Here is a 24,400-nt window from a genome sequence, read left to right as displayed (position 1 = left end):
CAGCGCCGCCGTGCCTGAGCTGGCGCCCGGGACCAACCGGACCACCCTCGCCCTCTGCCTTGCGGCGGTGTGGATCCTGTGGGGATCGGTCTACCTGGCGATCCGCCTCGTGGTCAACGAGGTGGACCCGTTCCAGGCCATGGCGCAGCGGTTCCTCCTCGCGGGCCTGATCCTGGTCGCCATCGTCGCCGTACGCCGCGGCTGGTCCGGGCTGCGCGTCACCAAGGCGCAGCTCGGTGCGCTCGTTGTCACCGGCGTTCTGCTGCTCGGACTCGGCAACGGGTTCCAGGCGCTGGCCCAGGTCAAGGGCCTGCCTTCCGGAGTGGCTGCCCTGATCGTCGCCGCCGTACCCGCGTGGGCGGTGCTGCTCCGCCTGGTGACGGGTGACCGTCCCGCACGCCTGACACTGGTCGGGGTCGGCATCGGCTTCGCCGGGCTCGTGCTGATGGTGGCGCTCGGCCGGGGCGTCACGGGCGAGATGCCGCTGATCGGCGTCGTGCTCTGCCTGGGCTCGAGCGTTGCGTGGGCGGTCGGCTCATACCTGCAGGGGGTGCTCAAGGTGCCCCGGGACGTCTTCACCATCGCCGCCTACCAGCAGCTCGTCGCCGCTGCCTGCTCGTGTGCGCTGGCGATCGGCACAGGGGAGCGGTTCAGCATCGACTACTCGCCCCGGGCCTGGTTCGCGCTCGGCTATCTCGTCGTGGCGGTCTCGATCGTCGGCTTCCTCGCCTTCGCCTGGCTGCTGACCCACGTGCCGCTCTCCCTCACCGCGACGCACGCGTACGTCAATCCGGTCGTGGCGGTGGGCCTCGGCTGGCTGGTGCTCGCCGAACCGATCGGACCGCCGGTGCTCGTCGGCGGCGGCATCGTGGTCGCCTCCGTGGTTCTGATCGTCAGCGCCGAACGCCGCCCGGGGGCGAAGTCTCGGGAGTCGGTCGAGGCGCTGCCGCCGGCCTGAGCGGGTCTCTCTATCACCTAAGGGGCAGAGAGACCCCCCTTACTAGGGTCGTATGTATCTAATTATCAGACCATACTTTCGTGATGTGGAGCACACCGGCACGGGTCGGTGCTACCCGAGTGGATTGGAACACCATCATGAAACGACAGCTCATTGCGGCCGCGGCGACACTCGCGCTGGCCACCACGGCAGCCTGCGGCGCCGCCAGCACGAACTCGGGAAGTGATGGCGGGGACACGATCAAGATTGCCCTGATCCCACCCACCAGCGGGGCCCTGGCCCAGTTCGGGACCGACGCGGTCAACGCCTGGAAGACCGCGGCACGTCTCGCCAACGACAACGGCGGCATCGACGGCAAGAAGGTCGAGCTGATCATCAAGGGGACCGACGCGGACCCCGCCACCACCCTGCGCGAGGCGCGGGAGGCGGCCACGAAGGACGGCGCCCAGTTCATTGGTGCCGTGATGACCTCCCCGGAGCACGCAGCGCTCAACGCCCAGCTGGAGGGCCTGAACGTGCTGTCCTTCAACGGACTGGGCAAGGACGACGCCCTCGTCGGTGAGCAGTGCTCCAAGAATGCCTTCCACGTCGTGCAGACCAGCAGCATGGACATCACCGGCCTGGCGTCGTCCATCTCGGAGCTGGCCGGCGACAAGTGGGCCATCATGGCCGTCGACTACGCCACCGGTCACAGTGCCGCCAAGAAGTTCAAGGCGGCAGCCGAGGCCGAAGGCAAGGAGGTCGTCCTCGAGCAGTTCGCTCCGCTGAACACCACGGACTTCGGCTCGTACATCACGAAGATCAAGGACAGCGGCGCCGACGCGGTCTTCGCGGTCGAATACGGCGCCGACGGCGTTGCGTTCGTGCAGCAGGCCGACCAGTTCAACCTCGACAAGCAGCTCAAGACAGTCCTCGGCTTCAACATGGTCTCCGAGCCGCTCTTCAAGACACTGGGCAACTCCATCGCCGGCTACTACAACAACGTCGGCTACGACGTCGACGGCGACAACGCTCTGAACAAGGAGTTCGTCGCCGCCTACACCGAGGACCACGGCTCGGCTCCCTACTACGTCCCGGCCGACAACTTCCTGTCTGCCGAGACCCTGTTCGCAGGCATCGAGAAGGCCGGTAGCACTGACCCGGCCAAGGTTGCCGACGCGCTCCAGGACCTGAGCTTCGACAGCATCGTCGGCAACGTGACGCTGCGTGGCGCTGACAACAGCCTGATGCGTGACTCCTACCTCGGTGAGGTGGTCAAGGCCGGCAATGGGCTGAAGTTCAAGATCCTCACGAACTCCTCACCCGACGTGACCACGCCGGAGCCCGACTCCGCCTGCAAGAAGTAGCCACAGCGCGCCTTCGCCCACTCGACGTCGGCGCCCGCGGCCCACTCTTCGGAGCGGCGGGCGCCGACGCAATGGAAGGAAACTCGTGAACGCAGCACAGGTGCTCAACGGGCTGGCCCTCGGATCACTCCTGATGGTCCTCAGCTCAGGACTGGCAATGATCTACGGGCTGCGCGGCGTGGCCAACTTCGCCCACGGTGCGCTCTACATGTCCGGCGCCTACATCGCCTACTCGGTCTCGGACCGGATGAGCTTCGGCGCGGCCATCATCATCGTCCCGCTCGCCCTGGCCGTGATCGGTGTGGTGCTCGAGCTGTGCTTCTTCCGGCCGCTGCAGCACCGGTCGCACATCGAGCTGGGCCTGATCACGTTCGGACTGGCGTTGATCGTCGAGCGCGTCGTGATCCTGGTCTGGGGTGAGAAGACTCTGCGGGTCGTGCCGCCGGAGTTCCTCCAGGGCACCAGCACCGTCTTCGGCGTCGAGTACCCCAGCTATCGCCTCGCGATCATCGTGATCGCCCTCGCCCTGGCGGCCGGCCTCATCCTGTGGCTGCGGCTCAGCACGGTCGGCCTGCACATCCGCGCAGCCAGCCAGGACATCGAGACCGCCTCGATCATGGGCATCAACGTCGACAAGGTGAGCCTCATCGTGGTCAGCCTCGGCTCGGCCCTCGCCGGACTCGCCGGAACCCTTGCCGCGCCGTACATCGCGCTCGACCCGGGGATGGGCAATGCCTTCCTGATCACCGTGCTGATCGTGGTCGTGGTCGGCGGCATCGGCAGCATCGCCGGCGCCATGATCGCGGGCATGGGGCTCGGCCTCATCCAGACCCTCAGCACCGTCTGGTCGCCGAGCTTCGCGGTGCTCGTTCCCTACCTCGCCCTGACCATCGTCCTGTTGTGGCGGCCCACCGGGCTCGCCGGGAAGAGGATCTCATGACCACCACCGCACCTGCCGACGACATCACCGGCGAGATGGTGGAGCCAGTCGTCATCAAGCGTCGCCCCGGCCGGATGCTCTTCGGGCTCGGCGTGGGCATCGCCGTCCTGCTCGTCGGGCTGGCCATCCCCTACGTCCTCACCGACACCTACCGGATGAGCCTCGTGCTCGACGCCACCATCCTCAGCATGCTGGCGCTCGGCATCGGGTTCCTCGCCCGGCACCTCGGCATGATCAGCCTCGGCCACGGCGCCTTCTTCGGCGTCTCCGCGTACGCAGTCGGGGTGGGAATCACCAACTGGGGTTGGAGTCCACTCACCGCAGTCGGGTTCGGGATCCTTGTCGGATCCGCGACCGCGCTGTTGATGGGCGTGCTCGTCGTGCGGGCATCCGGCTTCGGATTCCTGATGCTGACGTTGGCGCTGTCGCAGGCGCTCTACCAGCTCAGCGTGCAGATCTCGGCCCGTCCCTGGACGGGCGCGCACGACGGCAAGCTGATCGCCTACGAACCCGACATGACCTTCCTCGGCCTGACCCAGGCCGACCTGATCAACCCCGGCCTCTACTGGCCTTTCGCCTGGAGCGCCCTGGTGATCAGCGGGATCGTCCTGTGGATGGTCGGTCGCTCGAAGTTCGGCACCACCCTGGAAGGGATCAGGGAGAACGAGGAGCGGATGCGCTTCTCCGGCTACAACACCTTCCTGCCCCGCCTCGTCGCCTTCGTCCTCTCCGGTGGGGTGGCCTCGCTGGGCGGCGCACTCTTCGCGCTGAACGCGGGCTACATCTCGCCCCAGATCCTCGGCTTCACCCAGGCCGGTGACTCACTGATCGCCGCGCTGATCGGCGGATTCGGGATCATCCTCGGCCCGGTGCTCGGGACGTTCCTCTTCGTCTACGCCCAGGCCAACTTCAACTTCGGCGGAAACCTGCACCTGCTCACCGGAATCGCCCTGATCGTGGTCCTGGTCTTCATGCCGGGCGGCATCACCGGAGCCTTGCAGAAGCTCAGCCGACGCATTCGTGGAAAGGAACGCCGATGAGCATCTTCGAAGGCCGCGGGCTGACGGTCAAGTACGGCGCCGTGGTCGCCCTCGACAACATCGACATCACGCTGGAGCCGGGCGTCGTGCACGGCGTCATCGGGCCCAATGGGGCAGGGAAGTCGACGTTCATCGACGCCCTGTCCGGCCGCAAGAGGCCTTCGTCGGGCAAGGTGCTGCTCGAACAGGCCGACATCACCCGTCGGTCGGCGCGCTGGCGGCGCAGCAACGGGGTCTCGCGGTCCTTCCAGCGGACCAGCGTCTTCGGCTCGATGACCGTCGGCCAGCAGCTCGAGATGGTGGCCCGCAAGAACGACGAGCCCGATCTCGACGGGATCATGAAGACGCTGGGCCTCGACGAGATCCGGGACCGGGTCTGCTCCGAGATCGCCTACGGCACCCAGCGTTCGGTCGACCTGGCCATCGCGCTGATCGGCCAGCCCCGCGTCGTACTCCTCGACGAGCCGTGCGCGGGTCTCGTCGCCGACGAGTCGGTGCGCATGCTCGACCACGTGCGCAACCTCTGCAAGGAGCGCAACGTTGCGGCCCTGCTGGTCGAGCACGACGTCGAGGGCGTCTTCCGGACCTGCGACGTGATCACCGTGCTCGACCTCGGCAAGCTGCTCGCCACCGGTGACCCGGCGTCCGTCCGTGCCGACAAGAACGTCATCCGCGCCTACCTGGGGAGTGCAGCATGAGCAGCCCGGTCCTTGAGTTCCGTGACGTGTCGGCGGCGTACGGCGGGGCGGTCATCCTGCAGGAGATCTCGTTCGCCATCAACGAGGGCGAGACGGTCGGACTGGTGGGCCGCAATGGCGCCGGCAAGTCGACCACCCTGATGTCGGTCTACGGCGTACCGAGCGTGAAGGGCGACATCCTGGTGGGCGGCAAGAAGGTCTCCGGTCGCGCACACGTGCCGACGGCGCGCGGCGTCTCGCTGGTCCCGCAGGGCAAGCGGATCTTCAGCAACCTGACGGTCGAGGAGAACCTGATGCTCGGCCGCGCCTCGGGCCGCAAGGGCACCTGGACGCTGCCGGCGATCTACGACCTGTTCCCCAACCTGGCCCGCGGCAAGAAGCGCTCCGGCACGTCGCTCAGTGGCGGCGAGCAGCAGATGCTCGCGATCGGTCGTGCCCTGATGGCCGAGCCGGCGCTGCTGATGCTCGACGAGCCGACCGAGGGCCTCGCCCCGGTGATCATCGACGGCATCATCGAGGCGCTCAAGGAGATCCGCTCACGGGGGACGGCGCTGCTCCTGGTCGAGCAGCACATCGGGATGATCCAGAAGCTCGCCGACCGCTATCTCGCGTTGCGCAGCGGCCGCCTGGTCGGCGACGGCCCGGTGTCGCAGCTCGAGGACCGGGCCGTCCAGGAACTGATCGCGCTGTGACGGGTCGAGTGCTGAAGTGGTTGTCCTGACCACCACCTCAGCACTCGACCACGTCGGTGGAGAGGTCCCCACTCCGCATGCCGCGAGTTATGGACTGACCATTGACACATCGCGTAGGCTGGTGACATGACGAAACGATCGTTCACAGGTCCGCTGGCCGGCCTGAAGGTGGTCGAGATCGGGAGTATCGGGCCGGGCCCGTTCTGCGCCATGCTGCTCGCCGATCTCGGCGCCGACGTCATCCGCGTGGACCGCACGAGCGGTGCCGCGCTGGTGGGCCCGAACGCCGACTTCCGCACCGAGGTGATGCATCGCGGCAGGCGGTCGATCGCCGTCGACCTCAAGCACCCCGAGGGACGCGACGTCGTCCTCGAGCTCGTGCGTGACGCGGACGTCCTGATCGAGGGGTTCCGACCCGGCGTCACCGAACGACTCGGCATCGGGCCGGACGACTGTGCCGCCGTCAACGAGCGCCTGGTCTACGGGCGGATGACGGGCTACGGCCAGGACGGACCGATGGCCCAGGCCGTCGGGCACGACCTCAACTACGTCGCACAGAGCGGCGTGCTCGCCCTGATCGGGCGTCCCGACCAACCGCCGACACCGCCGCTCAGCCTCGTCGGCGACTTCGGTGGGGGTGGGCTGGTCCTCGCCCTCGGCGTCGTCTCCGCGGTGTGGGAGGCGCAGCGTTCCGGCACGGGCCAGGTGGTCGACGCCGCCATGGTCGACGGCTCGGCCTTGCTCGGCGCCGCCTTCCACGGCTTCGTCAGCGGTGGCACCTGGGAGACCACGCGGGGCGCGAACATCGTCGACTCGGGGGCGCCTTTCTACGACGTCTACGAGACCGCGGACGGGAAGTGGCTCGCGGTCGCGGCCATGGAGGCGCACTTCTACGCCGAGCTCCTGGAGATCCTCGACATCGACCCGGCCAGTCTCCCGGACCAGAACGACCGCGCCCGCTGGCCCGAGATGAAGAAGGTGTTCGCGGACGCCGTACGCACCCGGCCGCGCGACGAGTGGGTCGACCGGGCCGACGGCCGTGGCTGCGTCTCGGCGATGCTCGAGGTCGAGGAGTCGTGGGAGCACCCGCACAACGTGGCGCGCGGAACCTTTGTCGACGTCGCGGGCATCACCCAGCCCTCGCCCCAGCCCAGGTTCAGCCGCACCCCCGCCGAGGTGGACGGTCCTCCGGCCGCGCCCGGCGAGCACACCCTCGAGGCGCTTGCCGCCTGGGGAGTGCCCCATGACCGCATCGAGAAGTGGACCCGGTCCGGTGCGATCGCCCAGACGGATCCCCCATCCACCGACAACACGAGTACCCACAAGGAGAGCCTCAGAAGATGAAGAGCCTCGAGAGGTCCTACGAGACCCTGCGGTTGCAGGAGGTCAGTCCCGGCGTCGTCGTCGTGACGCTGGACCGGCCCGACCGCTACAACGCGATGACCAACCAGATGTTCGCCGAGCTCGAGCGGATGGCGCTCGACCTCGACGACGAGGACAGCCTCCGAGCCGTCGTGTTGACCGGTGCCGGCAAGGCGTTCTGCGCCGGCTACGACCTGGCCGACGCCGAGCACCTCTCGAGCCTGGGTGCCATGGGCATGCTCAACCAGCAGGAACGTGCTGCCCGGGCCCTGGTCGCCGTACGGTCCATGCGGGTGCCGGTCATCGCCGCCGTCAACGGAGCTGCTGCCGGAGGCGGCCTGGCGCTCGCCCTGCAGGCAGACATCCGGATCGGCACGCCGGCCGCGAAGTTCAACGCCGCGTTCGTCCGCATCGGCCTGTCGGCCGGCGACCTCGGCACGTCCTGGTTGCTCACCCGGCTCGTCGGGCCGGCGGTGACCAGCGACATCGCGTTCACCGGCCGCATCGTCGAGGCGGAGGAAGCCGAGCGGATCGGCCTTGTGAACTCGATCAGCAAGGACGACGAGCTGCTGGACGACGCCCTCGCGCTGGCCGCCCAGATCGTCTCGAACAGCCCCGGGGGAGTGCAGCTCTCCAAGCGTGCGCTGCAGGCGAACATGGAGGTCGGCTCGTACGCCGCCGCGCTCGAGCTCGAGAACCGTGGCCAGGCGCTCCTGACCCGCGGATCGGACATGCCCGAGGCCCTCGCGGCCTTCAAGGAACAGCGCCAGCCCGTCTTCACGGGGGAGTGAGTGAGATGACCGTGACCGACCGACCCCAGCAGGCAACCGTGGCCGTGGACTTCCCACCCCTCCAGGAGCTGACCTTCGAGGTCCTCGAGGGAGACATCGGCGTCCTGCGGATCAACCGACCCGACCGGATGAACAGCCAGACGATCCGGATGTTCAGTGAGTACGGCGAGGCCGCGTTCGCCTTGCGCGACGCGCCCCTGCGCGCCCTCATCCTGACCGCCACGGGTGACCGCGCGTTCTGCGCAGGCTTCGACCTCGACGAGATCCACCGGATCACCGAGATGGGCGTGCGTGAGTTCCTCAAGTTCCAGGAGATCGCCACGGGTGGCATCCAGGGCATCAGGCACCTGCCGTTCCCGGTGATCGCCGCGATCCACGGACCGGCGACCGGTGGCGGGCTGGCCCTCGCCCTGGCCGCCGACATCAGGCTTGCCGCGCCGACGGCCAAGTTCAGCGCCGCCTTCGTGAAGGTCGGGTTGTCGATGGGCGAGCTCGGCACGTCGTACAACCTGAGCCGCCTGATCGGCCCTGCGAAGGCAGCCGAGATCGGCTACACCGCACGCATCGTGAAGGCCGACGAGGCCGAGCGGATCGGGCTGGTCAACCGCGTCGTACCCTCCGAGGACCTCTTCGACGAGGCCCTGGCAATGGCCCGGATGATCGCTGCGAACTCACCCGGTGGAGTCCGTATGTCCAAGCGAGCGATCCAGCGCAACCAGGAGATCACGTCGTACGCCGCGGCGATCGAGCTCGAGAACCGCGGCCAGGCGCTGATGTCGCGCACCACGGACATGCCCGAGGCGCTGGCCGCGTTCAAGGAGAAGCGGGCACCCCGCTTCACCGGGGAGTGAGGACGCGATGAGCGACTGGGACTGGTCCGTCGAGGAGCGCGGCCGACTCGCCGCCTTCCTCGAGAAGCGAGGCCTGACCTCGGGTGAGGTGACCACGCAGCGCATCGGTGACGGCCACTCCAACCTCACCTACCTGGTCTCCGACAGCACCGGACGCCAGGTCGTCGTACGCCGTCCGCCGCCGCCGCCGACCCCGCCGGGTGCCCACGACATGTTGCGCGAGGCCCGGCTGGTCGGGGCTCTGGCGGGAACGCCGGTCCCGGTCGCCGACGTCCTGGCCACGGCCGAGGCCGATGAGGTCATCGACGTGCACTTCTACGTGATGAGCTTCGCCGCGGGCCCGGTCGTCACTACCGAGTCCCCGGCACCCCTCGACACTCCTGAGGTGCGGCGCCGGATCGGCGAGACCCTGGTCGACACGCTGGCCGACCTGCACGCCGTCGACTGGCGGGCCGCCGGGCTCACCGACATCGGCAAGCCCGAGGGCTTCAACGCCCGCCACCTCAAGCGGATGGCGCGCCTGGTGGCCGACGACGACGGGAAGCCGCCGCCGCACTTCGCGGAGATCGACGCCTGGCTGCAGGTGCATGTCCCGGCCGAGTCGGGCGCGGCGATCGTGCACAACGACTTCCGCATCGGCAACGTCGTGCTCGACGCGGACCGGCCCGGCGAGATCAAGGCGGTGCTCGACTGGGAGCTGGCCACCATCGGTGACCCCCTGTTCGACCTCGGCTACTTCCTGAGCAGTGTGCCAGACCCGGAGGAGCCGCTGACTCCGACCGAGGAGCTGGGCACGGCCATGCTCGAGGACGGCTACCCGACCCGCAAGGAGCTTGCTGCCCGCTACGCGGATCGCACCGGTGCCGACCTCGGTGAGCTCGACTGGTACACCGCGCTGGCACTGTGGAAGCTCGCCGTGCTCTACGAATACGGCCGCCGACGGGCCGCGCGCGGCGTCGGCGACGACTACTACGCCGACCAGGCCCTCGTGCAGTCGTTCCTCGATGCCGCCCACCACACCGCCGGACTGCCCCCTGCCCCTGCTCCACCGGAGGACTGAGATGACCAACCGATCCAACGAGCCGTTCCACGACCCGATCGTCACGCCCGACGAGCTGGACGGCCTGCCCGAGAAGTTCTTCGACCGGTTCGTCTTCAACTTCCACCGGACCGACGGTTCCCGGCCCTCCATCATCGTCGGCCTGGGCCTGCACCCGCTGCGCGACACCGTCGACGGCTTCGCCCAGCTGAGCACGGACACCGAGCAGCGCAACGCCCGCTACTCGACCGAGCTCTCGGCGACGTCCTGGGACACCTGCGGGCCCTTCTCCTACGAGGTGGTCGAGCCCAACACGACCTGGCGGCTGAAGCTCGCCGACAACCCGACCGGCCTGACCTTCGACCTCACGTGGCACGCGCGCACGCCGGCCTGGTGGGGCGACATCGACGTCACCAACCCGAAGGGTGAGACCACCTCCTTCGCGCACCTCTTCCAGTCGGGGTACGCCGACGGCACGGTCACCATCGACGGCGAGGAACAGCGCGTCGAACAGTGGTACAGCCAGCGCGACCGCTCCCGCGGCGTACGCACGATGCAGGGCGGCCAGGGCCTGCACATCTGGTACCAGGCGCAGTTCCCGGATCGCTCCGTCGGCTTCCTGCTGGTCGAGGGCCGCGACGGCTCACGGCTGCTCCTGGAGGGCGCGGTGATGCACACCGACGGCCGGCTCGACGAGATCACCGACGTCAAGCACGACCTTGTCTTCGACGACCAGCTCGACCTCAAGTCGGGACTGGTGCAGGTGACCACCGCGTCCGGCGACGTGCTGCCGATCGAGACCGATGCCTCTGGTGGTGGCGGGCTGATGGCCGGCGCCGGGTACGGCGGCCACCACGGCGAGGCGCTGGGCGTCGACCACGTCGAGGGGGAGACCTGGCCGCTCGACGGTTCGGTCACCCAGCGCACCGTGGACTCGTCGCTCACCGACCGGCTCGCGTCGTTCACGCTGGACGGCGTGAACGGCTCGGGCATCTTCGAGTTCGCGCTGACCCGTTCGTCGTCGTACTCCTACGTGCCGACGCTGGTCTGACTGGCCATGGCTGAGCCGCGGCCCTTCACACCGAGCCTCGACCCGGAACAGGTCACTGACCTGCGACTCCGATTGAGCCGGACCCGGTGGCCTGAAGCGGCCACCGAGCCTGACTGGGCCCAGGGCCCGCCGTTGGACGAGATGAAGCGGTTGGTGGCCCACTGGCAGGACGGCTACGACTGGGAGCGCTACGCCTCCCGCATTGCCTCGGTGCCGCAGGTGCTGGTGGAGATCGACGGGCTCGACATCCACGCCGTCCACGTGCGGTCCAGTGATCCCGATGCCGTGCCGCTGGTGCTCACGCATGGTTGGCCCAGCACCTGCTTCGAGTTCCTCGACGTCATCGAGCTGTTGACTGAGCCCGAGCGGGGCCAGGCCTTCCATGTGGTCTGTCCGTCCTTGCCCGGCTACGGCTGGAGCGGGAAGCCGACCGGGTCCGGTTGGGGTGTCGAGCACACCGCCGATGCCTGGGTCGCTCTGATGGAGGCCCTGGGCTACTCCCGGTTCATCGCTCAGGGTGGCGACTGGGGTGCGATGGTGACCACCGAGCTCGGCGTACGCCACGCCGACCGCCTGCTCGGGGTGCACCTGACGATGCCCATGGCTGCCCGCGAGGAGGGCGATGAGGACGGCGCGTCAGAGCTTCAGCTGGCGGGTGTCGAGCGCGAGGGCCGATTCCGCAGGCACGGCCACGGCTACAACCTGCTCCAACGCACCCGGCCGCAGACCATCGGCTACTCGCTCTCCGACTCTCCGGTGGGTCAGTGTGCCTGGATAGTGGAGAAGCTCAAGGATTGGTCAGGCGTCGATCAGGACGGGCACTGCCTGCTTGATGACGACACGATGCTCGACGTGGTCTCGACCTACTGGTTGACCGGCACCGCTGCGTCCTCGGCCCGCCTCTATCGGGAAGCGGTCGGGCTCGACCGGGCGACGTACGTCGACGTGCCGACAGGCGTCACCGTCTTCCCGCACGAGATCATCCGTCCGCCCCGTAAGGCTGTGGCCAGGCGTTACCGCGGGTTGACCTACTGGAGCGAGCAGGATCGTGGCGGCCACTTCGCGGCCGCCGAGGTCCCGGAGTTGTTCGCCCAAGAGATCCGGGCCTTCGTGGCTGGCCTCGGTCCGGGCCGCTGAGGATGTCTGCTGCGCGCGGACGACGCCCCTGCGTGCCCGCGTCGGTGGACAGGGGCGTCGTCGTCACGTCATGACCTGACCGTGTCGATCCAGCGTTTGCACAGGGCGTCGGCAAGGGCATCGACCGGGCCGGCGGATGCCCAAGGCGGCGAGACGGCGCTCAGTGTGGCCCAACCCGCGTGCAGGTGTGCGGCGTCAGTCCCGGGCGTGAACGGCGGCTGGTTCTGCCAACGATGGACGACGAACGCGTCCCCTTCCAGGACGAACCCGACGTCGCTCACCGAGGTGTCCGAGAATGAAGCTGCGCTGATCCCGTCGAGCTCTGCCAGGGGCAGGGCCGGGACGTTCAGGTTCAGCGCGATCGGCGGCAGGGACTCGGCCTCTGCCAGTTCGACGAGCCAGGCGGCCAGTACGGCGGCGGTGGCGAAGCCGTCGGCGTCGGCCCTGGCCGTACTCACGGCGAGACCGGGGACGTCGTGGCTGACAGCGGTCAGGGCCGCTCCGACCGTGCCCGAATGCAGGACCATCCGGCCGGTGTTGAACCCCGGGTTGATTCCCGAGACCACGAGCTCCGGCGTCCAGTCGAGGGCGCCGGCGCACGCCGCCTTGACGGCCAGCGCCGGCGGGGCGTCGATGGCTCGGGCGGTGATGCCGGGCAGGCCGTCCAGCACCACCGGTTCGATCGGGATCCGGGCGTGGTCGACCACGGTGGCGAACCCGGCGGAACTGCCGCTGCGCTCGCGCGCCGGCCCGAGCACGTGCACCTCGTGCCCGGCCCGGGTCAGTTCTCCGGCGAGTGCGATCAGACCGGGTTCCCGAATCCCGTCGTCGTTGGTGACCAGAATCCTCAAGACGCCGTACCGCTCGGTGTGGACCACAGGTCGGCGAGCGGTGTCACCGATTCCGGATCCGGTTCGAACCCGAACGGGAGATACCACGCGCTCTCCAGCTCGACCAGCGGCTCCATCCCGGACAGGATGCTGGTGCTGATCCGTTCCTGCACTGCCTCGGGAGCCGCTGCGGCCTCGCGCACGAGGGTCCGGACGCTGCCCCACAGGGAATCCGAGGCCGCCTGCAGGTCCCGGGTGTGGGTAGCCGCGTCTGCATGCGCGGCGGCGGCCGTGCTGAGCGCACGGATCATGGCGTCTCCGACCCGGTCGGAGACCTGGTGGGCGTCCTTGAGGAGGGATCGCGCGACGACCATCTGGTGCTCGAGCTCGTAGCGGTGCCGGGCGTGGACGTCGTACAGCCTGGTGCGCAGGAACTCCAGGAAGTCGATGGTCAGCCGGAGCTGCTCGGCGGCCTGGGGGTCGCTCGGGTCGACCGCCGGGGTGACCGTGTCCCGCAGGGACTTGATCGCGGCGCGGAGGGTGTTCTCGCTGTGGTCCTTCATGTGACTGGCTCCTTGAGCAGATCGATCAGCACGCGGGAGATCACCGGGACCATGCCCTCGACCCGGGTGAGCAGGATGTCTTGGTGCGACTTGCCGAGCCGCGCGATGCGATAGCTCGAGGCCATCGTGGACACGATGATCGAGAAGCAGCACAGGACCTGGTAGAACCGCAGGCGCTCCGGATCGACGGTCAGACCCGACACCTGCTCGTACGTCGTGAAGAACTCGTCGAGGGGAACCAGGCCGCAGACCCAGTAGGTGCCCTCGGCGTCGTAGTGGCCCATGGTCGGAAGCGTGATCCAGGCGAGGTCTCGGTGACGGTCGCCGATGAGTCCGCGCTCCCAGTCGAGCCAGGCGTTGATCCGGCCGCTGTCCTCGTCGAACAGGAAGTTGCCGCTGCGGAAGTCTCCGTGGACCACGCTGGCGACGTCGAGGGTCGGCAGGTTGCGGCGCAACCAGCGGGCGGCCACCTCCATCAGCGGGCTGTCCTCCCCACGGTCCTCTTCCCAGCAACGCAGGGCGTGGTTGACCGCCCACTCGGCGGCCTGGGTGGTGCCTGCCTCGGGGACGGCGAGGGTGCTGAACTCGTGACCGCGGAAGTCGGCGTTGTGGATCGCCGAGAGGTGCTGGAGGTACTGCGGGGCCAGGAGCCTGCGGTGGTCACCGAAGTTCGTGCCCAACCCGCTGATCTTCCCGGTCGTCGCGACCCGGGGCTTGGTCACGCCTTCGGCGAAGGCGTAGATCAGCGCTGGCTCGGGGAAGAACTCTCCCTCGGCATCGATGAAGTACGTCTCCGGGACGGGGACCGTGCCCTTGAGCAGGCGCAGCAGCTCGAACTCCCGGGCCCGACTGGTGGCGTTGGAGCCCTCAGAGGGATCCATCCGCACCACCATGTGGTCCGACCGCGTCGACCCGTCGGGCTCGCGGCGTTCGAGCACGAAGCCGACCTGGATCTTGGAGACCCCGCCGGTGAACCAGTGCAGGTCCACCACCTCGAACTCGACGTCGCCGAGCTCATGGCGCAAGAAGGTCTCCAGATGCTTCGCGAGCTCTTCGAGGGAGGGCCGTTGGTAGGCGGGCCCCGACCGGTGGTGCATCTTGCGGGTGAGGGTCCGGTCGATCTCGGGTTCGGTGGGGAACGTGCGTCGCACCTCGTCGATGAAGGCCGCCGACGGGGCGTCGCGTACGTCGAAGTCGACGTCCCAGATGAGGTCCACACCGGGGTCGTGGTCAGGCCCCGTCTGGTTCGCGGGTTCCGTCTCGTCCATTGACGCCGTCATGCCATCTCCTGTCCGGCCAGGCCACGGTGACGGCCGTGCTTCGACATGCGTTCGGCCAGGTAGTCGAGGCCATAGATGTCGGCCATCTCGCCATAGCCGACCTTGTCGCCCCAGTGATAGCGGAACATGCCCTGGTAGGCCACGTGCGAGGGGTTGAAGCTGTGCCACGGGTGGCTGGAGATGGCGGCGCCGAAGAACTCGTAGGTCTCACCCCGGTCGTCGGTGGCCACGATGTGGTTGCTGATCGCCAGCATGCTGGTGTGCTCTGCGGTGATCTCGGCTGCCACGATCGGTCGGACCTCGCCGTTGCGGCTGACGAACCCGAACCGCAGGCGTTCATAGGTGACCTTGCCGGCGTTGATCGAGATCAGCACGGCCAGGTGCATGGCGAGCTCGGGGCCGAAGTTCACCGAGACCCATGCGACGGACCGCGTACCGGTCTCCAGGCGAGGGCCCCAGCTGTGGTCCATGCCGTCATAGCAGTCGATGGTGTACTTCTTGCCGCGCAGCTCGAGCTCACCGGTGATGTGGCCCTTGACCTCGAAGTGCCCGTTCTCCCACTCGTCGCCGTGGCGGGTGTCGTCGGTGGAGCGGTCCTTCTCCAGGAGCGGGTTCTGGTCGGGGTCGCCCGGATCGAACGGCTCGTGGAGGGCACGGAACGACAGGTCGAAGGAGCATGCGCCGAGCACGTTGCGGTAGGTGGCGTCGTACTCCTTCGGGTTGGGCGTGTTCACGCTCAGCCCGTTGGGCAGGTCGAACTTGCGGAACGACTCGGGGCACGGCAGGTGAACCTGCGGGTCGGTGAAGTCGATCTCATAGGGCTGGTGGCAGAAGCCCTGGCCGACCAGGATCGAGGATGTCGCGACTCCGGCATTGGGGCGTGCCAGCACGTAGACGTTGCCGAAGATGTTGTGCTCGGGGATCGAGAACGGGACGAACATCGTCTCGGTCCACGTCCGGTCGTTCGGGTCGCGGGGGTGGAACTCGGAATCAGCGTCGGTGATCATCTTGTCTCCTCAGTTGGCGCCGCTCGAGGCGGGCACGGGTGGTTCGGGGGTGGCCGACCCGAGATAGGCCTCGGTCAGCACGTCTTCGGGCAGGGAGCTGGCCGGCCCCGCATGGACGACGCGCCCGCGGGAGAGCACGACGACCTCGTCGGCGACGGCCAGGGCGGAGCGGTTCTGCTCGGCGAGCACGACGGCGGTCTCCCCGAGGGTGGCGCCGTGCTCCTTCAGGAAGCCGTAGATGGTCTCGACCATCACCGGGGCAAGGCCCATGCTGGGCTCGTCGAGGAGCAGCACGTCGGGTCGTGCGACGAGCGCGCGACCGATGGCGACCATCTGTTGCTCGCCCCCGGAGAGCAGTGCCGAGGGTCGGTCCCGCAGCCGTTGAAGTGGTGGGAACAGGTGGTAGACGCGTTCGATGGCCGCCGTGCGGTCGCGTGGCTCCAGCCGTCGAGCGCCACCGGCCGCGACCTGCAGGTTCTCCTGCACGGTCAAAGGTGCGATGACCCGACGGCCTTCGGGCACCAGTGCGACGCCACGATGGGTGATGCGGTGGGTGCGTGTCGTCGAGATGTCCGCCCCGAACAGGGTGACCCGCCCGGAGACCTTGGTGGCCTGGTTGCAGATCGCCCGCAGCAGGGTGGACTTGCCTGCGCCGTTGGGGCCGAGCAGGGCCACCACGCGCCCGGGGTGGGCGGTGAAGGACACGTCCGTCACCGCCCGCACGTGGCCGTAGGAGACGCTCACTCCCTCAAGCGAGAGCGCCGGAACCGATGTAGGCATCGATGACCTCCTTCGAGTCGAGCACGTCGTCGGGTGAGCCCTCGGCCAGGACACGGCCGAAGTCGAGAACCATCAGCCGGTCGCAGAAGCGCCGCATCATCGCGACGTCGTGTTCGACCAGCACCACGGCCAGGCCATGGCGCCGAGCGGCGTCGACCGCGGTGAACACGCCCTCGCGTTCCGTCGGGCTCATCCCTGCCGTTGGCTCGTCGAGCAGAAGCACCCGCGGGTTCCGGGCCAGGGCCCGGGCGATCTCCACCTGCCGGCGTACGCCGTAGGGCAGCTCGCCCGCCGGCACTCCCGAGATCTGGTCCAGCCCCATACGGGCGAGCAGTTCGCGGGTGGCCTCCGATCGGCGTGGGACCTGGGGCGGGAACCCGAGGGCGACGTTGGCGGCGACCGACTTGTCGTCCATCAGACGAATGGTCTGGAACGTGCGGGCGATGCCGGCGCGGGCCAGGAGGTGCGGCCGGCCCCACAGCAGTGCCAGGGGTACGCCGTCCACTGCGCCCGTGCCCGAGCTCGGGGTGTAGGCGCCCGACAGGGCGTTGATGAGCGTGGTCTTGCCGGACCCGTTCGGCCCGATCACGCCGAGCACTTCACCTTGTCCGACGGTGAGCCTGACTCCGTCGAGTGCGTGGACACCGCCGAAGGTGACGCGCACGTCGTCGGCGTCCAGGGCGACCGGGCCGATTCCGGCAGGAGCGTCCCCGGGCCCCGGCACCACGGGCGATCCGGCCTCACCGGGTGCGTCGGACCGACGGAGCCGGGCCAGGAGCCGTGACAGCACGCCGAGTATGCCGCCGGGGGCGAAGGCAACCACGAGCACGATGATCAGCCCGTTGACCAGCACCTGGTACTCGGCGAAGCCCTCGAGGGTGAAAGGCAGGCCGAAGATGACCAGGGCGCCGACGAACGAGCCACCCACGAACGTCATGCCGCCGATCACGACAACCGCCAGGAGCTTGGTGAGCAGGTCGAAGTTGAACTGACCCGGGTCTATGAATCCAGCGGTGTGCGCCTGGAGGGCGCCGGCCGTGCCCGACAGCAGACCGGAGAGGCCGAAGAGCAGCGTGCGGACGCGCACCACGTTGATGCCCTGGTGCTGGGCCATCAGGGTGTCGACGCGCATGGCCGAGATCACCAGACCGTGCCGGGAGCGGCGCAGCCACACCAGGGCGACGGTGGCCAGCAGGACGGCCCCACAGATCCACAGGTCGGTCACCTCGCGGGAGATCCCCACCTTGCCCTGGGAGCCTCCGGTGAGCGGGACGTTGAGCACCGCGACCCGGACCACCTCGGAGAACGCGATGCTGGCGATGGCCAGGTAGATCCCGTTGAGTCGGGCGACCAGGGTCGCCAGGAGTACGCCGACCGCGCCCGCAATGACGGCTGCTGCTGGTAACGCCAGGGCGACAGGCACTCCCATGTCGACCGAGAGGATCGCCGAGCCGTAGGACCCGATCGCCATCAGGCCGACCTGCGGCACGGCGAAGATTCCCGCGCTGAGCAGGACGTAGAGGGCGAGCGCGACCAGCACCAGGACGAGCGCGTCACGGACGGCGAAGTCGTAGACGCCGAAGAGGGAGAGGAAGTCGTCCATGGCTCAGACCCTCGCCAGCTCGGAGCGGGTGTGGAACAGGCCCGTGGGCCGGACCACCAGGAAGCCCAGCAGGAGGGCGAAGACGACCAGGTCCCGGTAGGAACTGTCCAGGTAGCCCGTGGCGTACGTCGATGCGACACCGATCAGCAACCCGCCGGCGAGGGCGCCAGCGACGGAGCCGAACCCGCCGACCACCATCGCCGCAAGGGCGATCACCAGGTAACCGGATCCCAGGTCGGCACTGACCACGTTGAACGCCGTTGCCACCATTGCGGCGGCCAGACCGGCAAGCGCTCCCGAGGCGAAGAAGACGCCGGCACTGACCCGGTCGACGTTGATGCCGAGCAGGGAGGCCGTCTCGCGATCAGCAGCCACCGTGCGGACCTCGCGGCCTGCCTGGGTGTGCGCCATGCCCCAGGCGAGCAGTGCGATCAGCCCGATCGAGACGACCACCATGGTGGCGTGGAGCGTGGTGATCCGCACGGGCCCCAGTTCGAGCGGGCTGACCGGGAAGACCCCGGCGGGCATCCGCTCGACCGCACCGTCGAGCAGGTGGTGGGCCACCTCGACCAGGATGATCAGCCCGCCCATGCTGGAGATGAAGGCTGCGAGCTCGGCGTCCTGCCGCCTGAGCAGATGGCGGATCAGCAGGAAGTAGGCGGCGACATTGAGCAGTCCGGCCGCCAGCATCACCACGGGGAGCGTCGCGAGCAGGGGCCATCCGAGTCGCGTGGTGAGGTCCCACGCCACGACGGCTCCCCAGGTGAAGACGGCGGCGTGGGCCACGTGGAAGATCCGCAGGCTGGCCATGACCAGGCCGAAGCCTGATGCATAGAGCGCGTAGACGCTTCCTAGCACGATGCCGTTCACCGTCTGCTGCAACCAGAAGTCCATGTCAGTTGCCCGCGACCTGCATGGAGCCGTCGTCCGCGAAGCTCGCCATCACACCCTCAGAGACGGCGGCGCCGTCCTTGGTGAGTTCCAGGGAGAGGATGCTGTGCTCCGCGACCAGGTCGCTCGTCGACGCCGCGGGGATCGCATCGCGGAGGGACGCGCCGTCGACGTCGCCGTCCTCGTCAGCGGCCAGGATGGCCGCCGCGACGGTCCAGCCGACCTGGTAGCCCAGGGCGCTGTACGCCGTGGGGGACTCGTCGTACTTGTCGGCGTACGCCTTTTCGAACGATGACCCGCCCTGCATGCCCGGCGCCCAGACCTGCGGGAAGACGAAGTCGTCGGCAGCGTCTTCGGCGACGGTGTAGGTCTCGCTGCTGATGGCGACCGTTCCGGCCCGGATCACGTCGTCGAAACCGCCGGACTGGTCCATCTGCAGCATCAGGTTGCCGGCTTGGGCCGGGAGGACGGACAGCACGACCGCGTCGACGTCGTCGTCGCGAAGGTTGGCCAGTACCGCCGAGAAGTCGGTGTCGGTGGAAGCCACTTCCTGTCGGGAGTCGAACCCGCCGGGGAGGCCCTTCTCCGTGGTGTCGGCGAGGGTGGCGAAGGAGGGGTTGTCGCTGGCCACGATGACGCCGACTCGCTTGGCGCCGTGCTCCGAGAGGTACTGGCCCATCGCCGTCGTCGGGGTGCCGAGGTCGGTGAAGCGGAAGGCGAAGCCGTCCTTGTTCTCCAGCTCGCTGCCGGCACCGGAGAGGAAGGCGATCTTGTCGTCGTTGGCCAGTGGCGCGACTGCCTGGCCGAGCGGGCTCTGGGAGTCGTTGATGACAATCGGTGCGCCGGCCTGGCGCAGCTTGTTGTAGCCGGTGACAGCCGAGGTGACCTCCGACTTGGCGTCCTGTGTCTGGATCTCCACCTTCACGTCGGCGTCGTCGAAGGCGGCCTTGGCTTGCTGCAGGGCGAGCTCGAAGCCGTGCTGGAAAGGAACCCCGAACGACGTGGCAGCCGGGCCCGAGAGATTGGCCAGCAGACCGACCTGAACGGCATCGGAGTCACCGGCGGACGGACCGGCACAACCAGTCGCGGCCAGCAGGACACCGATGGCGCCCGGCACGATGAGCCGGGACAGGCGGCGGGTGGGTTTCATGGACATGAGCTCTCCTTGGTTCCGGTGGCGCAGGTCACATGGCCTGGGCGATACCGGAATGTAGGAACGGGGCGAGAAGGGGGTCAAGGAATCGTGGGTTCACGGCCGGACGGCGGTTGGAGTAACCCACAACCCGTTCAGCCCAGGGCTGTGCCAAGAGCCTTCAGGCGAGTGTTCGCAGCGTCGATTCGGTGCCACGACCGAACCCTGGAACGGCGTGGTGGCCCTGCAGGCGGAGCACGAGGAGGGCAGTCTGCACGCTCAACTGGTCGTTGGGGGTCGACGCGACGTCGAGCCCGGTCAGGTCATGCACCCGGGACAGGCGATGGCGCACGGTGTTCTCGTGCACCTGCAGGACCGTGGCAGAGTCCCGGATGCTGCGTCCCGACTCGAAGAAGACCTGCAGGGTCTTCAGGAGCATGCGCATCGCCTCGCCGCCGTTGAGCAGTGGGCCGACCACGTCATGCACGTAGATGCGCACGGAGTTCTCGTCGCTGTTGGCGACGAACAGCCGGGCGGGGCCCAGCTCGTCGCAGCCCACTGCCCTGGTGTCGGGGGAGCCGTAGCGGTCGAGGCACCGGGCCACTTCGCGCGCCTCACGGTAGGCGCGGCGGAGTTGCCCCGGCCTGGTCACCGACGACAAGCCGGCAACGGCCTGTTCGTCCCCCATGCGCTCCAGCCCGTCGATGACGGCGCCCTTGATGCGGTCGAGGAACGGGGCATGGGCGGAGTCCTCGGGAACCTTGACTGCAAGCAGCACGCCCTCCGAACCGCGGATCGGGAGTATCTCCACGGCCAAGTCCTTGGCGACCAGGTCGGAGAGGCGGCCCGCGTCGACGGTCGACCCGGAGGAACGCCCGCGTTCGAGCACGAACACCACCACGCGGTCGGCGGCCAGGTCGACGCCGAGGTACTCGGCGCACGCACGCAGGTCCGCGTCGTACGTCGTGCTGCGTACCATCTGGCGGCCCAGGTTGGTGCGCGCGTTCCACGCCACGCGGGCCAGCCGGCGCTGGGCAAGGTACTCCCCGCGCACATGGATCGTGGCGCGGTCGGCGATCCAGACGAGGTCCTCAGACGAGTCGTCGGGGTCGTCGCAGGCGAGGACCAGATAGGCAAAGAGGTGCCCGTCGTGCGCGACCGGTGCGATGACGTGGCGCCGCAGGGGAAGTCGTCGGTCACGGGGCAACACCGTGGCGGAGATCGGTGGTTCGCCCTGGGACCCGATGGCCGCGAGGAGGCGTCCGAGCCGCGGGATCGATGCCTCGCGTCCGGTGGGGACGGAGCTCGCCACGATGCGCTCGTCGGGGTCGATCAGATAAGCCACGGTGTCGGAGACGGCCGAGATGGTCGCGACCAGATCACGCAGCGACCCGCCTTCGGCTCTCGTGTCGGAGAGCCTGATTTCCACCGCGAGTTGGTCGGGGAACATCTCGCCTCCTGTGGGGAACTGACTCACAATAGAATGGTCAGACCTAAAACGTCAACGGGTGGGCAGATCGTCCAGGTCGGCTCGGGTGTGGGAGGCTCCACCCCTTGCTGGACGCCGGAGCGCCGCCATGCCCGGCATCCGGCAGAGTGACTCCATGGATCTCGATCTCAACGGCAAGGCGGCTCTCGTCACCGGCGGCAATCGCGGCATCGGCCTCGCGGTGGCGAAGGCGCTCGGCCGGGAAGGCGCCCGCGTGGCCCTTCTCGGGAGGGATCGGCACAGCCTGGCCGAGAGTGCCGCAGGGGTCGGCCCGGGCACTGTCGTCGTCCGTGCAGACACCACGCAGGATGTCGAGGTTCGTGCTGCCGTCGACCGGGCCGTGTTCGAACTGGGGCGGCTGGACATCGTGGTCAACTGTGCGGCGCCCCGGGCCACGCCCGGTCAGGTTCCGGGGCTGGCCGGCCTCGATGACGACGACTTCCTGCGGCAGATGGACACCAAGGCGCTTGGCTACGTGCGCGTCGTCCGGGCAGCCGCACCGCATCTCGAGGCCGCCGGTAGGGGCGCCGTGGTGAACGTCAGTGGGATGAACGCGCGTCTCACTGGCTCCATCACCGGCTCGGTGCGCAACCTCGCGGTCGTCGCGATCACCAAGAACCTTGCCGACGAGCTGGGCCCGTTCGGCATCTCGGTGACGTGTGTCCACCCAGGCCTGACCATCACTGAGCGGGTTGCCGACGACACCGCGTACGCCGAGCAGGCCGCGAGCAATGCGTTGGGTCGGCCGGTGACCGCGGAGCAGGTCGCCGACGTGATCACCTTCCTCGCCTCGCCGCGGGGAGCCGTGGCCAACGGGTCGGTGATCACGGTCGACGGCGGCCGCCCGGGCGTGATCTGGACTTGACGCTCTAGCTCGGCAGGTGGACCATCATGCCGCCGTCGACCGGGATCACCTGACCGGTGATGAACGAAGCCCGCTGCGAGGCGAGGAACAGGTAGGCCTCCGCCAGCTCCTCGGGCTGTCCGAACCGGCGCAGCGGCGTGTTGGCGCGGACGCTCCGCGCCCGGTCCTCGGGAAAGCGTTCGAGCGCACGCGGGGTCGCGGTGACGCCCGGCGCCACGCAGTTGCACCGGACGCCCTGTGGGCCGTACTGGGTGGCGACGTACCGGGTGAGTGCCTCGACCCCCGCCTTCGCGATGCCGTACGACGACCAGCCGACGTCGGCCGCGCGGGCTTGCGTCGACGACGTGGTCACGACGGCTCCGTTCCCCACTGCGACCAGATGGGGCAGGGCCCGGGCGGTGAGGTGGCTGGTGGCGCGGAGGTTCACGTCGAGGCTCAGGTCCCAGGTACGCCGGGAGCTCTCCTCGACCGAGCCCTCGGAGCCGACGAAGACGCCGGCGATGTTGATCAGCGCGTCGATCCGCCCGTGCTCGGCGACCACTTGTTCGACGAAGCCGTCGATGGCCGACTCGTCCCGGAGGTCCAACGGGTGCGCGTGGCCACCGATCTCGTCCGCGACCTCGGTCAGCGGCCCCTGGTCGCGATCCACGAGGACGGTGACGGCTCCCTCTGCCGCGAAGAGCCGCGCCGTGGCGCCGCCGATGCCACCGCCCGCCCCCGTGATGATGACGACCTTGTTCTCGAACTCGTTGCCTTGGCTCATTGCGTCAACGTAGGTCTGCGGCAGCAGGAACGTAAGCGCGCCGGCGGGAGCCGCTGTGGGCCAGCACATCGAGGCGTTTCTCCCGTCTGTCGCACAGACGGGAACGGGCCCCGCCGGTAAGCCGGCGAGGCCCGTCGTGTGGGTCGGGGTCAGAAGATCGACTTGGCGATGATCTCGCGCTGGATCTCGTTGGTTCCTCCGAAGATCGGCGGCGCGAGCGCGCGCCGTACCTGGAACTCCATGCCGTACTCCCGGGCGTAGCCGGCGCCACCCATCAGCTGCATGGCCTCCAGGGCGGTGTTCTTGGCGACCTCGGTGGCGCGCATCTTGGCCATCGACGACTCCGCCGAGAGTCCGTCCTCGTGGCCGTCGTCGATGGCCTGGGCGACGTCGTAGACGAAGGCCCTCGTGGTCGCGATGTCGGTGGCGAGGTCGGCGACCCGGTGGCGCAGGGCCTGGAAGTTGCTGGTCGGCTGGCCGAACGCCTCGCGCTGCTTCATGTAGGCAACCGCGTCGTCGAGCGATCGGCGTGCGGCCCCGATGCTGAAGGCCGCGATGATCATCCGCTCCACGCTGAGTCCGCGCATCAGGTGCTTCCAGCCCTGTCCGGCGGTGCCGACGACGTTGGCGGCGGGCACCCGGACGCCGGTGAAGAACACGTCGTTGCAGGTGCGGGCCTCCATCGTGCGCACCTCGCGCATCTCGATTCCCGGCGTGGCCGTCGGGACCATCAACAACGTGAGCCCCTCGTGCTTGGGGCCGGAGGAGTCCTCGCGGACCAGGACCAGCATGTGCTCCGCGATGTGGGCCACGGAGATCCAGGTCTTCTGTCCGTCGATGACGTATTCGTCGCCGTCCCGCACCGCGCGCGTGCGGACCGCGCCGAGGTCGGACCCGGTGCCCGGCTCCGAGAGCGCGATGGCCTCCGTGACACCGCCGGCCAGGTTGGAGCAGATCAGCTTCTTCTGCTCCTCGTTGCCCCACTTGAGGTAGGTCTGGGCAGCGGTGAGTCCGGTGGTGTAGGCGAGCAGTCCCGGGAGCAGGCCGCGGTGCGCCTCCTCGATGAAGACGCACTCGTCGACGAAGCCGGCCCCGCCTCCGCCGTACTCCTCGGGAAGGGAGACGCCGAGCCAGCCGAGCTCCGAGAGCTTGGTGAGGATCTCCGGGCTGTGCGCCCGCGTCTCGTTCTCGGTCAGTTCGTCGAGCCGGGCCTGGGTCCCACACTCGCGGGCTGCGAAGTCGGCGATCGCGGCCGCGAACTCGAGTCGTTCGGCGTCGAGCCTCATGGCGTC

24 protein-coding genes are annotated in these 24,400 nt (G+C 68.7%); 13 read left to right on the top strand and 11 right to left on the bottom strand.

Going from position 1 to position 24,400, the window contains the following annotated elements; all coding sequences use genetic code 11:
• Window positions 1-10 precede the first annotated feature (10 nt).
• From ASD66_RS04850 to ASD66_RS04795, 12 genes are all read left to right on the top strand, one after another.
• Window positions 11-958 carry an EamA family transporter gene (locus ASD66_RS04850; protein ID WP_056890186.1) on the top strand — a complete coding sequence of 316 codons (948 nt, stop codon included), beginning with the start codon at window positions 11-13 and terminating at the stop codon, window positions 956-958.
• Between the two features lie 137 nt (window positions 959-1,095).
• Window positions 1,096-2,304: an ABC transporter substrate-binding protein gene (locus ASD66_RS04845; RefSeq protein WP_056687771.1), complete on the top strand. Its 1,209-nt coding sequence runs from the start codon at window positions 1,096-1,098 to the stop codon at window positions 2,302-2,304.
• Window positions 2,305-2,389: 85 nt separating this feature from the next.
• Entirely contained in the window at window positions 2,390-3,244 is an 855-nt protein-coding gene (locus ASD66_RS04840; RefSeq protein ID WP_056890185.1) for a branched-chain amino acid ABC transporter permease, read from the top strand.
• On the top strand, window positions 3,241-4,284 hold the full coding sequence (locus ASD66_RS04835; RefSeq protein ID WP_056890184.1) for a branched-chain amino acid ABC transporter permease: 1,044 nt from the start codon (window positions 3,241-3,243) through the stop codon (window positions 4,282-4,284). Before ASD66_RS04840 ends, ASD66_RS04835 begins: the two co-directional genes overlap by 4 nt.
• On the top strand, window positions 4,281-4,982 hold the full coding sequence (locus ASD66_RS04830; protein WP_056687779.1) for an ABC transporter ATP-binding protein: 702 nt from the start codon (window positions 4,281-4,283) through the stop codon (window positions 4,980-4,982). Before ASD66_RS04835 ends, ASD66_RS04830 begins: the two co-directional genes overlap by 4 nt.
• Entirely contained in the window at window positions 4,979-5,674 is a 696-nt protein-coding gene (locus ASD66_RS04825; RefSeq protein WP_056687783.1) for an ABC transporter ATP-binding protein, read from the top strand. The genes ASD66_RS04830 and ASD66_RS04825 overlap by 4 nt, the downstream gene beginning before the upstream one ends.
• Before the next feature lie 126 nt (window positions 5,675-5,800).
• Entirely contained in the window at window positions 5,801-7,018 is a 1,218-nt protein-coding gene (locus tag ASD66_RS04820) for a CaiB/BaiF CoA transferase family protein (RefSeq protein WP_056687786.1), read from the top strand.
• The gene (locus ASD66_RS04815) at window positions 7,015-7,827 is read left to right on the top strand and encodes an enoyl-CoA hydratase/isomerase family protein (protein WP_056687789.1); all 813 of its coding nucleotides are present in this window, start codon (window positions 7,015-7,017) and stop codon (window positions 7,825-7,827) included. Before ASD66_RS04820 ends, ASD66_RS04815 begins: the two co-directional genes overlap by 4 nt.
• A 5-nt stretch (window positions 7,828-7,832) precedes the next feature.
• Entirely contained in the window at window positions 7,833-8,678 is an 846-nt protein-coding gene (locus ASD66_RS04810; protein WP_200949869.1) for an enoyl-CoA hydratase/isomerase family protein, read from the top strand.
• A gap of 7 nt (window positions 8,679-8,685) precedes the next feature.
• Window positions 8,686-9,738, top strand: coding sequence for a phosphotransferase family protein (locus tag ASD66_RS04805; protein WP_056890183.1), 1,053 nt, complete (start codon window positions 8,686-8,688; stop codon window positions 9,736-9,738).
• Window position 9,739: 1 nt separating this feature from the next.
• Window positions 9,740-10,768, top strand: a complete 1,029-nt coding sequence (locus ASD66_RS04800; RefSeq protein WP_056890182.1) for a hypothetical protein — start codon at window positions 9,740-9,742, stop codon at window positions 10,766-10,768.
• Between the two features lie 6 nt (window positions 10,769-10,774).
• Window positions 10,775-11,905: an epoxide hydrolase family protein gene (locus tag ASD66_RS04795; protein ID WP_056890181.1), complete on the top strand. Its 1,131-nt coding sequence runs from the start codon at window positions 10,775-10,777 to the stop codon at window positions 11,903-11,905.
• Between the two features lie 68 nt (window positions 11,906-11,973).
• Here ASD66_RS04795 and surE read toward each other — a convergent pair whose 3' ends face one another.
• The 9 genes from surE to ASD66_RS04750 form a co-directional block, all read right to left on the bottom strand.
• Window positions 11,974-12,756 (bottom strand): 5'/3'-nucleotidase SurE, encoded by a 783-nt coding sequence (gene surE / locus ASD66_RS24675; protein WP_162254247.1) that lies wholly within the window; start codon window positions 12,754-12,756, stop codon window positions 11,974-11,976.
• Complete coding sequence (locus tag ASD66_RS24670; protein ID WP_056890179.1) at window positions 12,753-13,298, bottom strand: hypothetical protein; 546 nt, start codon at window positions 13,296-13,298, stop codon at window positions 12,753-12,755. The genes surE and ASD66_RS24670 overlap by 4 nt, the downstream gene beginning before the upstream one ends.
• A complete protein-coding gene (locus ASD66_RS04780) occupies window positions 13,295-14,578 on the bottom strand; it encodes a phosphotransferase family protein (protein ID WP_200949867.1) in 1,284 nt (427 codons plus the stop codon). The genes ASD66_RS24670 and ASD66_RS04780 overlap by 4 nt, the downstream gene beginning before the upstream one ends.
• Window positions 14,575-15,585: a hypothetical protein gene (locus ASD66_RS04775; protein WP_056890177.1), complete on the bottom strand. Its 1,011-nt coding sequence runs from the start codon at window positions 15,583-15,585 to the stop codon at window positions 14,575-14,577. Before ASD66_RS04775 ends, ASD66_RS04780 begins: the two co-directional genes overlap by 4 nt.
• Before the next feature lie 9 nt (window positions 15,586-15,594).
• Window positions 15,595-16,365: an ABC transporter ATP-binding protein gene (locus ASD66_RS04770; RefSeq protein WP_056687813.1), complete on the bottom strand. Its 771-nt coding sequence runs from the start codon at window positions 16,363-16,365 to the stop codon at window positions 15,595-15,597.
• On the bottom strand, window positions 16,334-17,968 hold the full coding sequence (locus ASD66_RS04765; protein WP_056890176.1) for an ATP-binding cassette domain-containing protein: 1,635 nt from the start codon (window positions 17,966-17,968) through the stop codon (window positions 16,334-16,336). The genes ASD66_RS04770 and ASD66_RS04765 overlap by 32 nt, the downstream gene beginning before the upstream one ends.
• 3 nt (window positions 17,969-17,971) lie before the next feature.
• Window positions 17,972-18,862 (bottom strand): branched-chain amino acid ABC transporter permease, encoded by an 891-nt coding sequence (locus ASD66_RS04760; protein ID WP_056890175.1) that lies wholly within the window; start codon window positions 18,860-18,862, stop codon window positions 17,972-17,974.
• A gap of 1 nt (window position 18,863) precedes the next feature.
• Window positions 18,864-20,015, bottom strand: coding sequence for an ABC transporter substrate-binding protein (locus ASD66_RS04755; protein ID WP_056890174.1), 1,152 nt, complete (start codon window positions 20,013-20,015; stop codon window positions 18,864-18,866).
• Between the two features lie 157 nt (window positions 20,016-20,172).
• Window positions 20,173-21,441, bottom strand: coding sequence for a PucR family transcriptional regulator (locus ASD66_RS04750; RefSeq protein ID WP_056890173.1), 1,269 nt, complete (start codon window positions 21,439-21,441; stop codon window positions 20,173-20,175).
• A gap of 154 nt (window positions 21,442-21,595) precedes the next feature.
• Here ASD66_RS04750 and ASD66_RS04745 point away from each other — a divergent pair, with 154 nt between their 5' ends.
• Window positions 21,596-22,345, top strand: a complete 750-nt coding sequence (locus ASD66_RS04745) for an SDR family NAD(P)-dependent oxidoreductase (RefSeq protein ID WP_056890567.1) — start codon at window positions 21,596-21,598, stop codon at window positions 22,343-22,345.
• A gap of 4 nt (window positions 22,346-22,349) precedes the next feature.
• On the opposite strand, the gene ASD66_RS04740 is transcribed toward ASD66_RS04745, so the two are convergent.
• Window positions 22,350-23,108 carry an SDR family NAD(P)-dependent oxidoreductase gene (locus ASD66_RS04740; protein WP_056687843.1) on the bottom strand — a complete coding sequence of 253 codons (759 nt, stop codon included), beginning with the start codon at window positions 23,106-23,108 and terminating at the stop codon, window positions 22,350-22,352.
• Window positions 23,109-23,257: 149 nt separating this feature from the next.
• Complete coding sequence (locus ASD66_RS04735) at window positions 23,258-24,394, bottom strand: acyl-CoA dehydrogenase family protein (protein ID WP_056890172.1); 1,137 nt, start codon at window positions 24,392-24,394, stop codon at window positions 23,258-23,260.
• Between the last annotated feature and the right edge of the window lie 6 nt (window positions 24,395-24,400).

The organism is Nocardioides sp. Root151, assembly GCF_001427925.1.
In the GTDB taxonomy this organism is placed as follows: domain Bacteria; phylum Actinomycetota; class Actinomycetes; order Propionibacteriales; family Nocardioidaceae; genus Nocardioides.
The sequence above is the reverse complement of the archived record's forward strand: the minus strand, read 5'-3'. Positions and strand labels throughout refer to the sequence as shown.

What these genes read in the sequence shown, in the direction of transcription:
- ASD66_RS04800 (WP_056890182.1), top strand. Translation starts at nt 9,740, where the DNA reads ATGACCAACCGATCCAACGAGCCGTTCCACGACCCGATCGTCACGCCC.
- ASD66_RS04770 (WP_056687813.1), bottom strand. Translation starts at nt 16,365, where the DNA reads ATGCCTACATCGGTTCCGGCGCTCTCGCTTGAGGGAGTGAGCGTCTCC.
- ASD66_RS24670 (WP_056890179.1), bottom strand. Translation starts at nt 13,298, where the DNA reads ATGAAGGACCACAGCGAGAACACCCTCCGCGCCGCGATCAAGTCCCTG.
- ASD66_RS04740 (WP_056687843.1), bottom strand. Translation starts at nt 23,108, where the DNA reads ATGAGCCAAGGCAACGAGTTCGAGAACAAGGTCGTCATCATCACGGGG.
- ASD66_RS04755 (WP_056890174.1), bottom strand. Translation starts at nt 20,015, where the DNA reads ATGTCCATGAAACCCACCCGCCGCCTGTCCCGGCTCATCGTGCCGGGC.
- ASD66_RS04780 (WP_200949867.1), bottom strand. Translation starts at nt 14,578, where the DNA reads ATGACGGCGTCAATGGACGAGACGGAACCCGCGAACCAGACGGGGCCT.
- ASD66_RS04830 (WP_056687779.1), top strand. Translation starts at nt 4,281, where the DNA reads ATGAGCATCTTCGAAGGCCGCGGGCTGACGGTCAAGTACGGCGCCGTG.
- ASD66_RS04760 (WP_056890175.1), bottom strand. Translation starts at nt 18,862, where the DNA reads ATGGACTTCTGGTTGCAGCAGACGGTGAACGGCATCGTGCTAGGAAGC.
- ASD66_RS04795 (WP_056890181.1), top strand. Translation starts at nt 10,775, where the DNA reads ATGGCTGAGCCGCGGCCCTTCACACCGAGCCTCGACCCGGAACAGGTC.
- ASD66_RS04810 (WP_200949869.1), top strand. Translation starts at nt 7,833, where the DNA reads ATGACCGTGACCGACCGACCCCAGCAGGCAACCGTGGCCGTGGACTTC.
- ASD66_RS04750 (WP_056890173.1), bottom strand. Translation starts at nt 21,441, where the DNA reads ATGTTCCCCGACCAACTCGCGGTGGAAATCAGGCTCTCCGACACGAGA.
- ASD66_RS04815 (WP_056687789.1), top strand. Translation starts at nt 7,015, where the DNA reads ATGAAGAGCCTCGAGAGGTCCTACGAGACCCTGCGGTTGCAGGAGGTC.
- ASD66_RS04735 (WP_056890172.1), bottom strand. Translation starts at nt 24,394, where the DNA reads ATGAGGCTCGACGCCGAACGACTCGAGTTCGCGGCCGCGATCGCCGAC.
- ASD66_RS04835 (WP_056890184.1), top strand. Translation starts at nt 3,241, where the DNA reads ATGACCACCACCGCACCTGCCGACGACATCACCGGCGAGATGGTGGAG.
- ASD66_RS04820 (WP_056687786.1), top strand. Translation starts at nt 5,801, where the DNA reads ATGACGAAACGATCGTTCACAGGTCCGCTGGCCGGCCTGAAGGTGGTC.
- ASD66_RS04745 (WP_056890567.1), top strand. Translation starts at nt 21,596, where the DNA reads ATGGATCTCGATCTCAACGGCAAGGCGGCTCTCGTCACCGGCGGCAAT.
- ASD66_RS04775 (WP_056890177.1), bottom strand. Translation starts at nt 15,585, where the DNA reads ATGATCACCGACGCTGATTCCGAGTTCCACCCCCGCGACCCGAACGAC.
- ASD66_RS04845 (WP_056687771.1), top strand. Translation starts at nt 1,096, where the DNA reads ATGAAACGACAGCTCATTGCGGCCGCGGCGACACTCGCGCTGGCCACC.
- ASD66_RS04765 (WP_056890176.1), bottom strand. Translation starts at nt 17,968, where the DNA reads ATGGACGACTTCCTCTCCCTCTTCGGCGTCTACGACTTCGCCGTCCGT.
- ASD66_RS04825 (WP_056687783.1), top strand. Translation starts at nt 4,979, where the DNA reads ATGAGCAGCCCGGTCCTTGAGTTCCGTGACGTGTCGGCGGCGTACGGC.
- ASD66_RS04805 (WP_056890183.1), top strand. Translation starts at nt 8,686, where the DNA reads ATGAGCGACTGGGACTGGTCCGTCGAGGAGCGCGGCCGACTCGCCGCC.